This window comes from Pirellulaceae bacterium, assembly GCA_029243025.1.
Taxonomy (GTDB): Bacteria; Planctomycetota; Planctomycetia; order Pirellulales; family Pirellulaceae.
Window position 1 is genome coordinate 28,426 of the sequence record JAQWSU010000049.1, and the last position, 12,868, is coordinate 41,293.

6 protein-coding genes are annotated in these 12,868 nt (G+C 53.7%); 5 read left to right on the plus strand and 1 reads right to left on the minus strand.

Annotation, left to right across the window (positions count from 1 at the left end; genetic code table 11):
* Positions 1-2,352, minus strand: a complete 2,352-nt coding sequence (locus P8N76_23965; GenBank protein MDG2384746.1) for a HEAT repeat domain-containing protein — start codon at positions 2,350-2,352, stop codon at positions 1-3.
* A 700-nt stretch (positions 2,353-3,052) separates the two neighbouring features.
* Between P8N76_23965 and P8N76_23970 the strand changes: the two genes are divergently transcribed.
* The 5 genes from P8N76_23970 (at position 3,053) to P8N76_23990 (ending at position 12,789) form a co-directional block, all read left to right on the plus strand.
* Positions 3,053-5,335, plus strand: coding sequence for a PSD1 and planctomycete cytochrome C domain-containing protein (locus P8N76_23970; protein ID MDG2384747.1), 2,283 nt, complete (start codon positions 3,053-3,055; stop codon positions 5,333-5,335).
* Positions 5,335-6,771, plus strand: a complete 1,437-nt coding sequence (locus P8N76_23975) for a DUF1501 domain-containing protein (protein ID MDG2384748.1) — start codon at positions 5,335-5,337, stop codon at positions 6,769-6,771. The genes P8N76_23970 and P8N76_23975 overlap by 1 nt, the downstream gene beginning before the upstream one ends.
* 255 nt (positions 6,772-7,026) lie before the next feature.
* On the plus strand, positions 7,027-8,436 hold the full coding sequence (locus tag P8N76_23980; protein ID MDG2384749.1) for a DUF1501 domain-containing protein: 1,410 nt from the start codon (positions 7,027-7,029) through the stop codon (positions 8,434-8,436).
* A complete protein-coding gene (locus P8N76_23985) occupies positions 8,433-10,961 on the plus strand; it encodes a DUF1549 and DUF1553 domain-containing protein (GenBank protein MDG2384750.1) in 2,529 nt (842 codons plus the stop codon). The genes P8N76_23980 and P8N76_23985 overlap by 4 nt, the downstream gene beginning before the upstream one ends.
* Positions 10,962-11,037: 76 nt before the next feature.
* On the plus strand, positions 11,038-12,789 hold the full coding sequence (locus P8N76_23990) for a hypothetical protein (GenBank protein MDG2384751.1): 1,752 nt from the start codon (positions 11,038-11,040) through the stop codon (positions 12,787-12,789).
* Positions 12,790-12,868: the final 79 nt, after the last annotated feature.

The window sequence follows — 12,868 nt, forward strand, 5'->3', positions numbered from 1 at the left end:
TCAAGTCGAGTCGGTCGCAGACAATCCCATTACCGTTTCCTCAATACACCGACGAATTCCATAGTCCTGTCCCTTATTTGCCTGCTCTCGCAACTTCACATCGGCAAGCTGTTCCTGCAGAAACGACAAAGCCTGCCCCGCATCGGTGCCGAGATGACGTAAAGCCTTACAGGCAGCCAATCGCACAAAGGGGCTTTCATTCTGCATTTTTTCAATGAGCAGCGTCACATCGCGCGGGCTAATTTTCGCAACCGCATTACTGGCCGCATAGCGATCATTATCGTCCTCGATCATCACAAACAACCGCGGCACGGCAGCTTGTGCCTCCTCACCAATCTCTCCCAACTCGTAGGCTGCGGCCTGTTTTACTTCGCGATCCTCATCCTCGGTCGCCAAGAGCAACGGCTTCAGCAACGGATCAAGTTCTTGGACGATGGACCGAAACGACTCGATGACCAGAATGCGAAAATCGCTATCCTCGTGTTCCAATGCTTCTACCAACCGACCGGTGATTGCTGCGGCGGCCGCTCCCATTTCCCGCAAAGCCAAAATGCTTTCATTTCGCACCTGGGCCGATCCGTCATCCAAACATTTCGCAAGCGCCTCTAAAGTGAGAGGTTCGACATGGTTGACGGCCCCCAGTGCGCGTGCGGCCTGAGCGCGAACGGTGACGTCAGGATCTTGAAGACAAACGATCAACGACGGAACCGCCTGTTTGGCTACACCACCAGCCAGCGCCAGGGCGACCGCCGCGTCGGCGCGTATTCGCTGGTCCGAATCAGTCAGTCCAACAGCTAACGTGGCAATCGACATCTCAGCCAATTCCTTATGTTGCCCAATGACACGTATCGCTGCTCGTCGAACGCTCGCGTCAGCGTCTTGATAGGCTCGTTCAAACTCGGCTACATAGGTCGTCGGTTTCTCAGCAGTGGCCCCCAAGGCCAGCAAACTTGCCGCTCGGACTGTTGGATTACGGTCGTTGAGTGTGTTGGCCAGCAGGTGGATCGCTGGTCTGGCAACTCCGCTGAGTCCTCCCAGGGCTTCCGCAGCCCGAGCTCGAACGACTTCGTTTTCGTCTCTCAACAACTCCATTAACTGAGGCAAGGCAGGTTGAGCAGATTCGCCAAGATTCCCAAGCGCCAACGCGGCCACCGAACGAACTTGCGACGACTGCGCCTCCAAGGCGCCGGTTAGAGCACTCGATGCTTCTCGGCCAACGATGGTTAACGCAACCACAAACTGCCGACAGACAGTTTCGGAACATTCTTGCTGTGAAAGCTGGGACAGAACACCGCTCACGGCTGACTGCCCCATTGCGCCAAGGGCCTGCGGAAGCAGAGCATCCAAATCTAATTCTGCGAAACGAACAATGGCATTTGTTAGGGGCACAACCGCAAAATCGGCTTTCATTCCCATACGTCGCAAAAGGTCGGCCGCTCGGATAACCGTCCGCAGATCCCCCGTCTCGACAACGCCGGCCAGCTGCCTAACCACCGCCTCTTGCGCTCCCACAAGTAAAAACAGCTCGCCCGCCGTATGACTCACTTCATCATGTTCGTCAGCGAGGAGCGTCCCCAGAATCGGAATGAGTTTCTCATGGCCAGGTGCAACATAGGCCAGCGCTCGGGCGGCTCGTAAACGAACTAACGGATCCTCATCTTCAACCGCTGCGAGAATATCGGGCACGGCTGAATTCGCGTCAGGGCCGACCCGCTCGAACACGAGCAATATTCCCGCTCGGCCGCTGGCATCTGCGTCGGGCAGGGCGGTCATTAATCTTTCGATGCTTTCGGTACCAAACGTGGCAAGAGCCCGACCCGCTTCGTCCCGAAAGTCTGCTTCAGAATTTGCCAATGCATTTATCAAAGAATTCACCGCAGTAAGGCCAGCAGGACCGATTCCTGCCAACGCCCGTGCAGCGCCCGTTTGTCCGATCACTGAACCGTTTTGAAGTGATTGCATCAGTGCGGGAACTGCGGCAGGTCCAACCTGGCGAAGGGCAATCGCTGCTCGGTATCGAACCTGGGCGTCCTGGTGATCCAAAGCCTTGATCAGTTCGGGAACCGCGGGTTCAGCCAGCGGACCCAGACGACTTAACGCAGCCAGGGCATGCGAACGGACTTGACCGTCATCATCGCTTAAGGCTTTCGCGAGAACACCCACGGCTGCTTGCGACGGTGTACCCATTTTCGACAGGGTGCGCGCTGCGTCGCGCCTTTCGTCCATGTCCGTAGACGACAGTCGATTGATTAACAAAGACACGTCGGACGGAGTTTGCCCCATCACGGCGGACAAGCTGAGCCCAGCCATGCATGCGGCCAAAAGGACTGTGCGGATCGTTTTCTTTGTCAAAATGTGTCTCTCCATCCATGCGTCGTTCGCAAAGCTGCGTCTCACTCAGCTTTACGAAGATGGACCTTTTCCATCAAGCTGTGATCGATAAAACACTCATCCGTTCTCGCAGCAATTCGTGCAAGCCACGCGCTGCATCTGCAGAAAAATATCCAGCCGGAATCTTAGCCTCCCCGCCAGTTGGTCGCAACGGACTTCCGCTGCCAGCGATTTCAACAGCACCGCCTGCGCTTTCAACAGTCGATCCCAGGCTCGCTGTTATGTTTTGCGTTTTGATGCACGGTGCCCTGAGCATGCCTGCGGCCGCAGAAACCAGTCTGCGTTAACTAACTCGATAGAAATGATACCAACACGGGCACCGTTCCCGTCGTCAAGCGTTTAAAATCATCAAATTTATAGCTCGCCGCCCCACAGTGGGCTCCGACTGCAGACCGGTCGTTTCCTGCTCGCGGCTTGAGAAGAGGCAGGACGTTAATTTAGCTTAAATTTCCGCATTCCGCCCACGGCAAAGGGTGCGAAAACGCTCAGTCGCAAACTGACCTGCGCTGAATTGATTCATCTTTGCTGCGCAATTCGCAAAAAGCGGCGGTGAAGATAGGATTCATTGGAAAGATCCCTTACGAGCCGAAAGTATCGTTGTCATGTGGCCTCGCAAACGTAAAAATGGAGAGGTACCATTCGTTGAAACGAGGATCTTGAAATGATGACGCTTTCGCGGATTCAACGCAGCAACACGGCCTGTTTTCCCAAAACAATTTTTTTACTTCTTACCGTGGTAATCATTCCCATTAACGGCTGGGCAGACACCATTGACTTCAACCGCGACATTCGTCCAATCCTGTCGGACCGCTGTTTTCATTGCCATGGGCCTTCCGAAGACGATCGTGAGGCTAACTTACGGCTCGACCAACCCGAAGGCGAAGAGGGCGCTTTGCGCAGCGTTGACGATTCTACCGTGATCGCCCCCGGAGATCCCAACGCTAGCCAGTTATGGCATCGAATCACTTCGACGGATCCCGACGAGCGGATGCCACCAGCCGATTCCAACAAGAAGCCATTGAGTGCGGAGCAACAAGAACTCTTCAAACAATGGATCCTCGAAGGAGCCAAGTTCGATAACTTTTGGTCTTTCGTATCCATCAAACCTGTTTCTCTACCCGACGTCGACGACGCATGGGCAAGCGGCATGATCGATTCCCATGTACTCGCCGAACTCGAGCGTGAAGGCATTCGCCCGAAACCGCGAGCGGATCAACGAACTCTAATACGACGGGTCACTTTTGATCTGACAGGTCTTCCACCGACCCCCGCCGAGATCGATCAATTTTTGGCTGACAAATCCCCCGATGCCTATGCGGATCTAGTTGAACGATTGCTCAACCGAAAATCCTATGGCGAACATATGGCTCGTTATTGGGCTGACCTGGTCCGGCTAGCGGACACGAATGGGATGCACAAAGACTTCTTCCGCAATTTCTCCACTTACCGATCCTGGCTAATCCGCGCCTTCAACGACAATCTTTCGTTTGATGACTTCATTCGGTACCAGTTAGCGGGCGATCTATACGAGACTCCAAGTGAAGACCAGCTCATTGCATCTGGATTCAATCGACTCCACATGATCATCGACAAGGGAACAGCTCTCCCAGAAGAAAGTCATCACAAAAACGTCCTGGACCGTGTTGAGGCATTTGGAACTGCATTCCTTGGTTTGACGATTCAATGCAGTCAATGCCACGATCATAAATATGATCCGATCAGTCAAAAAGAGTTTTACCAACTCTACGCATTCTTTAATAACTTTGATGGCGCGCCCGAAACAGATCGGGCGCCGAAAGGCGGTATTCAGACACCCGCGATCGAACTTGCATCGTCGCCCGACGAGCCTCGTCCAGATGGGACCCTCGCCATGGTGATGAAAGAAAGATCAACTCCCAAACCCACCCACATTTTGGTCGGGGGAGCCTACGATGTGCCCGGCGAGCGAGTCGAACGCAAGACTCCGGCTGCCTTGCCATCCATGAAACCCAAAGACGGCATCTACACTCGGATGGACTTAGCCGAATGGCTTATCGACCCTGCACACCCACTGACAGCCCGCGTCGCCGTGAATCGCTTCTGGCAGCAATTTTTTGGCACCGGCTTGGTAAAAACATCGGAAGATTTTGGAGCACAGGGAGAGTGGCCAAGCCATCCGGAGCTCCTGGATCAACTTGCTTTCCGTTTCAGCGATTCAAACTGGGACGTGAAAGAGCTGGTTCGTTCCATCGTGCTTTCCAACACCTACCAGCAAAGCTCTGATGCGAGTCCCGAGGAGTACAGGAACGACCCGGACAATCGACGACTCTCTCGAGGTTCCCGTTATCGCATGGATGCCGAAATGATCCGCGATCAGATCCTGCTATTGAGTGGTAAGTTAAACACCACGATGTATGGACCGAGCGTCAAGCCACCTCAACCACCAGGACTTTGGAAGGCGGTTAGCATGGCGGCTCCGCTTACCTATGTTGCCGACAAAGGAGATGCGATCTATCGGCGTAGCATCTACACCTATTGGAGACGAGCCATGCCGCCGCCTCAGATGACCATACTCAACGCCCCTTCCAGGGAATTCTGTACACCGCGCCGAGAGCGAACCAACACACCGCTGCAAGCTCTGCTGATGATGAACGAGACCGAATTTTTCAGTGCCGCCAAAGCTTGCGCCCAGGTGAGCATCGAACCGGGGAAGGGCGATGACGATCAACGGCTTACGTCACTTTACGAAAAGATCACCTCGCATCTTCCGGATCCTGATCGGCTCGTCCTTCTGCAGGCGACGTTAAATGACTTCCGCAACGTCTACGCAAACAATCCCCAGCTTACACAATCGTTGACCACCGAATTCGTAGATCTCGATGACAAACAACGCATCGAGCTCGCTGCCTGGACAATGATCACCCATAGCTTGATGAATCTTGAACTCGCAAAGGTCAAACGTTGATGACAAATCTTTTTCAGCAATTTTGCGACCTGCAGAATCGTCGCCAGTTTATTCGACAAGCGGGTATTGGACTGGGTGCAGCAGCGGTAAGCAACGTCGCAAAGCGCGCGGCTGCAGATTCCAACATCATGCAAGATCACACTCCCAAGGCGAAACGAGTCATCTTTCTTTTCATGGCTGGTGCTCCGAGTCAACTTGACCTTTTTGACTACAAACCTGACCTAGAAAAGCTCCATGACCAGCCGCTTCCGAAGGAGATCAGTGCGGGCCAGCGCGTCACCACTATGACACGAGGGCAAAAACAACTCATCTGTGCTTCGATCTTCAAGTTCGCTCCTCAAGGACAAAGCGGCCTTTACATGAGCGAGCTGCTGCCGCATCTTTCCACGATGGCAGACGATCTCTGCTTAATCAAATCGACCCATACGGAAGCGATCAACCATGATCCCGCGAAAACATTTTTTTGCACGGGAGACGAGATGCCTGGTCGGCCTAGCATGGGGGCATGGCTAAGTTACGGGCTGGGATCGATGAACCGAGATCTACCTGACTTCATCGTGCTCACCTCAGCTTTTTGGTCGGGAAAGGTGAATGTTCAGGCGCTTTACAGCCGCCTGTGGGGCACGGGGCCACTTCCATCCAGACACCAGGGAATTGCATTTCAAACGGTTGGTGATCCGGTTCTTTTTCTTTCGAATCCAGCCGGCGTAGACCGTGGCACACGGCAAAAAATGCTCGCACTTGTCGCAAGCGTCAATCGACAACAGCAACAGTTGACCGGCGACCCTGAAATCCAGACTTCCATTTCACAACAGGAAATGGCGTTTCGAATGCAAATGTCAGTGCCGGAGTTGACTGACCTGAGCTCTGAAACACAAGCCAACCTGCAAATGTACGGGCCCGAAGTGCACAAAACGGGATCTTTCGCGCGGAACTGTTTATTAGCCCGCCGTATGGCCGAACGAAACGTACGATTCATCCAACTCTTTCATCGCGGCTGGGACCACCATACGAATTTACCCACCCATTTACGTGGCCAGGCTCGCGACGTCGATCAGCCAATTGCAGCTCTGCTCAAAGACCTGAAGCAGCGCGGCCTGCTTGACGACACACTCGTTGTCTTTGCAGGAGAATTCGGTAGGACGACATTTGCCCAAGGGGTGAAAGATCGACAGTCCTATGGTCGCGATCACCATCCTCGCTGTTTTACCACATGGATGGCGGGTGGCGGAATCAAGGGCGGTTTGAGCTACGGTGAGACAGACGACTTTTGTTACAACGTTGCCAAGGACCCCGTCCACATTCGCGACCTCCACGCGACGATGCTCCACCAACTCGGCATCAATCACAAACAGCTCAGCATTCCACACCAAGGTTTAGATCTCCGGTTAACCGGAGTCGAACCCAGCCGAGTCATCCACGAAATCCTCAGCTAGGAACCGTCAAAGCGAGACGAGCGGAGCACTGGCCGATTGATATCAGCTTGTCGGTCCTCTGCCTTTCGTACTGGTAGACCGATCGCTCATCAGACTGAATTCCTTTTCGGTCGCCTCGATCAGGTAATCCGAAACGAAGGGTGATATGTTGGGCGAGGTGAGTTACACTACGGGAAACGGCTGTTAACCCCGACCACGTTGCAAAATCCCACCGCCGGGCAATCCGCTGGCACCCCCACAAACCCACGATGCGTCATGAGTCCCTCCCCCATCCCACTCAGTCGCCGTAGCTTTATCGGAATCGCAACCAGCGGACTCGCTGGTTTAACAACCGGATCGACTGATTCGTCGAATCTCCAGGCAGCTCTAGCCACTCAGGCGCGTCGCGCTCAAGCGAAGAACGTATTGGTGATTTTCGAACAAGGCGGAATCTCGCACACCGACACATGGGACCCCAAACCCAAAACAAACCCATTCCATCGCTCGCCGTTCAAACCGATTTCGACGTCCGTCCCAGGCATGCAGTTTACGGAATTATTGAGTCGAACGGCGCAGGTCGCCCACAAGTTAACCGTTGTCCGTTGCATGCGGCAGCCAAAGCCAAATGTCGGGAACTCCCACCCGATGGGTTCGCAATATATTTTCTCTGGCTCTGACCCAACAGGACCGGTCACCATACCAGATATCGGCTCAGTCGTTTCTCAACAGATTGGCAGCTCAGCCAGATACCTGCCCGCCTACGTGCTTGAGGGTTCGGGAGAGCAATCGAAGGAATCTCGCCTTGGCTTTCTTGCCGCAAGCCATCAAGCATTTAAAATTCGTCACGGTCGCGTCTCTGGCTTAAAGCTGGAAGGAATCAGCCCCCAACGATTACGAAAACGGCGTGATCTGCTCGCCAATCTCAATATCGGATTACTGGGCAACGCCCCCAATGATGTTCGAGCCATGGAGCAATTCTCGGCACAAGCAGAAGACATGCTCACGAATCCGGCAACCTTGGCGGCGTTCGACCTCAGCCGTGAACCGGACAGTATCAAAAGGCTGTATCACCCGAATGAAGAACACCGAACTCACCGAGGCGACCTCTATCTTCTCGGTCGAAAACTGATCGAATCGGGTGTTCGTTTCGTAACGATCAATACTCAATGGCCCTCCGACGGCAACCGATGGCCCGGCGGCGGAAACATGAACTGGGATCACCATGACGCGATTTATTCGCAAAGCCATACAAATATCAAAGGCGGAGGAGCAGGAAGTGGTCGCTGGGGCATTGGGACTTGGCCTATGATGCAAAGTACCGACTGGGCATTTTCCGGCTTGATCAGAGACATGGATCAACGCGGCATGTTAGACGAGACGCTCATTTGCTTTGTGACGGAATTCGGTCGCACTCCAAAAATTAACGAGCGACAGGGACGCGACCACTGGGTGCATGCTTTTTCAATCGTCTTCGCCGGTGCTGGAGTCCCAGAAGGTCAGGTGGTGGGCCAAACGGACCAAGACGGTGCCTATGTCACCAGTCCGATGGCCTACACGGTCGAAGATTACGGCGCAACTGTCTACGCAAAACTTGGCATTGACGTATCTGAGCCGATCTTAACCCCCGAGAACCGCCCGATCTTTCTTGCCAAAGGCGGCCGAGCCATTCCCGAGGTCTTCGCATGAAAAATGTTCCTGTGCTGCACCTGATTGCGTCCTCCCTGTGCGCCATCCTGCTCGCCAGTAACAGCCACGCTGAAATTCCTTTCGACCGAATTGAGGTAGAACCTACTCAGCTGACTCTAGCGGGAGAACGTGCCACAGCGCAGATCCTGGTCACAGGCTACACCCCCAACAATACGCCCATCGATCTCACCCAGCATGCCGTTTTTTCTCCCACGCCGCTTGTCGAAATCGAGTCAGGCTATGTGAAACCCCAACAAGACGGAAGCGTAGTGATCGATGTTCGCTATCGACACCACCGCACTCCTTTAAACATCACGATCACCGGGTCCACTGACCCGACACCGATCTCATTCCGCTGGGAGACGCTGGCGGTTTTGACAAAGCAGGGCTGCAATGGGGGCGCTTGCCACGGCAAACCTAACGGACGAGGAGCCTTGGAACTGTCTTTGAATGCCTTTGATCCCAAACTTGATCAGGAAAATCTAGTAAGAGGTTCCTGGGTCCGTTTTACCACGCCTTTAGTCCCAGAACAAAGCTTGATACTCAAGAAGCCGACGCTTGCCATTCCGCATGGCGGTGGTAAGCGACTTCGCAAAGGTACCGAACCCTATGAGATTCTTCGCCGTTGGGTGGAAGAAGGATGCCAGGTCGATAATGAAACGGCGCCGGACTGTGTTGCCGTTCAAGTCGAACCGAAAAGCCGTGTTCTTCCGATCCACGACGACGGAGGTAGGCAGCAGATGCAGGTCATCGCCTCGTTCTCGGACGGTAGCAGCCGCGACGTCACTCGAATCGCTAGTTATACGCTCTCCGATCCGTCGGTTGGCGATGTGACGCCCACGGGCGTTGTATTGGCAAACCAACGAGGCCAGACGGCGGTGGTCGTTCGTTACCTCGACCGGGTGGTCGCTGCAAAACTCACCCTTATACGTGACATTCCCGGATTTGAATGGAATCCTCCCAACGAGACGAACTACGTCGATCAACTGGTCAACAACAAACTCCGACAGCTGCAGTATCAGCCGGCAAATACATGCGATGATGCTACCTTCCTGCGTCGTGTCTCGCTGGATATCCGAGGCTTGCTCCCAACCGTTGCTGAAGCTCGCACCTTTCTTTCCGACAAGAATCCGCACAAACGATCCACGTTGATCGATCGCTGGCTCGAATCCCCCGAGTATGCCAGCCACTGGAGTCTTCGGATGGCAGATCTGCTGCGAATCAACCGGGAGTCTCTCTCCAAAGATCGCGCCACGGCCTACAGCAGTTGGGTGGCTGATTCCATTGCAGACAACATGCCCTACGATCGCTTCGTCAGGGAACTGCTCACCGCAAGCGGAACGACTTCGGAAGTGCCAGCCGCTAACTTTTATCGGGTTGCACCCGAAACGAAACAGGTTTCCGAAAGCGTCGCACAGATTTTCATGGGATCCCGAATCATGTGCGCCCAGTGCCACAACCATCCCTATGAAAGTTGGACTCAGGACAATTATTACCAAATTGCCTCAGCCTTCCACGAGGTCGACCGTAGCGTCGACGATCCGAAGAAAAAACTCCCGGCGCCCGACAACGAGGTCACAGTCGGACTCACGACAGGTCGTCGTTTGAGCAACCCTCGCACGGGCATCGAACAGAAGCCGTGGCCCACCGAACTCGAACGCCAGGAAAACGAGGATAGCCGTATCGCATTTGCCAATTGGTTAACATCGTCAGACAACCCGTACTTTGCTCGAGTCGCTGTAAATCGCATCTGGTCCCAACTGATGGGGCGAGGCATCGTCGAACCGATCGATGACTTTCGTTCGTCCAACCCAGCTGCAAACGACCAATTACTCGATGCGTTGGCGGCTGACTTCATCAATGCTGGCTTTGACCGCAAACACATCATCAGGAAAATACTTAACAGCCAAACCTATCAGCGAAAATCCGAAACAACTCCGTTCAACAAATCGGATGAAACATTATTTTCCCATGCCAGGATACGCCTGCTATCAGCCGAAGCAATTCAAGATGCTATCCGTCGTCTTTGCGAAGGAGCGACGGCCTGGGAACAACTGACAGCGAAGGTGAATGCGATTGAGACGTCGCTTCCGAAAGATGACTCCGACGCCTCATCGGAATTGCGAACAGAGCTCAACAAAGCGAAACAAAAACGAGCTGGCTATTTCATGACACAGCAACCCTATCCTCATTTAACAACATTTCTCAAAGCATTCGGCCAACCGGAAAGAAAAACAGCATGTGCTTGTGAACGTCGTGATGAAGTCAGTCTTGATCAAGCTCTGCAATTAATGAACAGCCCCCTGATTCGCCAACAGGTGAACCATGCGCGCCAGCGTTTCGGACAAATGTCGGATCAAGAACTTACGGATCAACTTTATCTGAGTGCCTTCAGTCGTTTTCCCAAGCCACAGGAAGTCCAAGCGATCCTTGACCATCTCGAGGCAACCCATGATCGTGAACAGGCAATCGAAGACATTGTCTGGGCATTGATCAACACCAACGAATTCCTATTTCAACATTGAGCGTTCCAGCCACTCGGTAGACAGAGGTCACATCGAAGCACCGCCTCCTCCCTCAAAAGAGCACCCCGAGAACACAATGCGAAGCTACTACCTGATCCTCCTGCTGCTGCCGACCCTCTCCCAGGCCGAGGAGATCAGCTTTCGTAATCAAATCGCGCCACTCTTCGTTGAACGTTGCCTCGGATGCCACAACAATCAAAAGATGGAAGGTCGATATGCCTTGCACACCTTTGAAATGCTAATGAAGGCTGGAGAGAGCGATGAAGCCCCGATTGTGAAAGGGCAAGCCGATGAAAGCTACCTTTACTTGAAGCTAGTCGATCCCGATCCCGATCTAAAAATGCCACAGGAGGACAGTTCACTTACGCCAGAACAACTGGAGATGGTTCGAAACTGGATTAACCAAGGCGCCCCATTCGACGGCACCGTTCCTCACCAGCGACTAACCTCACTACTACCGGCGCGTCGTCACCCATCTCCCCCTGAAACTTATCGCTCAAACCCTCCAATCTTCGCCATCCGCTTTTCAATCGACGACCCAATAATCTTCACCGGCGGGTGGCATGAAATCATCGCTTGGGACATCGCCACCGGATCACTGAAAAAGCGAATCCAGGGACTTCCTCAGCGAATCCACTGCATTGAATACAGTCCCAACCGTCAACAGCTCGCCGTTGGAGGAGGCGCACCGGGCGAGTACGGAGAAATCCGGCTGATGGACGTTGGACAAACAGCCACTCCGCCTTCAGGCGATCGCCACGAATTGCTGGCCAGTTGGCCCGACGTGGTCACAGACCTTTGTTTTACGACAGACGGGTCATGCTTAATCGCGGGGGGCGCTGACAATTCGGTCCGATGTTATGACTTAAAAACTCGCAAGGAAATATGGAGCAACACGCAGCATATCGACTGGGTCACGTCCGTGGATACAACCAACTATCGATTTGCAGAACAAGTCGTCTCAAACGACCAGTTACCCGATTTTTTCACAACCAATGACAACGAAAAAAAAAGCGGATCCCACCTGGAACAGAGGTGGGAATTTGCCGACAAACGCTTCATCATTCGCAAGGCAAACTGGGAGCTACAAGTCGACGACGATCAAACCACCCGACTCACACGAGTCACGACCTCAGGGATTGGAAAAACCTACCGGGTTCAACGCGAGGATATCTCCGGCGATTCACTTATCGACCACGAACCGCAAATCGATTTCTTGCTTCGACTCGAATCAGAATGGCCCCAACAAAATCTCGGCAGCGATTTCGTTTTTTCATCCTCCAAAGATCGGACCGTTCGTGTCTTCTCGCGTGACACCGGCAATTTATTTACCACTTACAAGGGACATCGTCGCGAATATGGCCCCCTCAAGGGCCTTCACCGCGTCTATGGTGTACAAAGCGAACCCACCACGCGACGCGTCTGGTCGGTGGGCGAAGGCCAACATCTACACGGATGGAACCCAGTCACTGTGAGAGACGAAGATGGCACGGCCGCCGACATGGAGGCTCGTTTCGCAAAAGAGTACTCGATCGATCTCCTACAACATGCATGCTCCCAACCAGTCTTCGCATTGCACCGCGGACAGTCCCATTTATTTACCGCCGCAGCCAATGGAGAAGTGAAGAGCTTCGAGATCGGACCCGGTGCCGTGTTTGGCTTGAAGCAACAGGCCGAAAAAAAACGGTACGTCGGACACGAGGACCAACTCTATTCGCTTGACCTAAGCTCATCGGGATTGCTCGCCGCAGCGGGTTTCTCGGGAGAAATTACGATCTGGGACCTGACGACCGGCCAACTTGTGACACGCTTTTTTGCGGCTCCCTAATCAAAAATCAGCAAACGGAACGTGCCAAGGATCAGTCCGCGATCAGAGCAATCCCGCAGGCGATCGACTCCACAAGAGA

Bases quoted from the DNA above. Each gene is read 5' to 3' on its own strand.
- P8N76_23975 (MDG2384748.1), top strand. From the start codon at position 5,335: ATGACAAATCTTTTTCAGCAATTTTGCGACCTGCAGAATCGTCGCCAG.
- P8N76_23990 (MDG2384751.1), top strand. From the start codon at position 11,038: ATGCGAAGCTACTACCTGATCCTCCTGCTGCTGCCGACCCTCTCCCAG.
- P8N76_23985 (MDG2384750.1), top strand. From the start codon at position 8,433: ATGAAAAATGTTCCTGTGCTGCACCTGATTGCGTCCTCCCTGTGCGCC.
- P8N76_23980 (MDG2384749.1), top strand. From the start codon at position 7,027: ATGAGTCCCTCCCCCATCCCACTCAGTCGCCGTAGCTTTATCGGAATC.
- P8N76_23970 (MDG2384747.1), top strand. From the start codon at position 3,053: ATGATGACGCTTTCGCGGATTCAACGCAGCAACACGGCCTGTTTTCCC.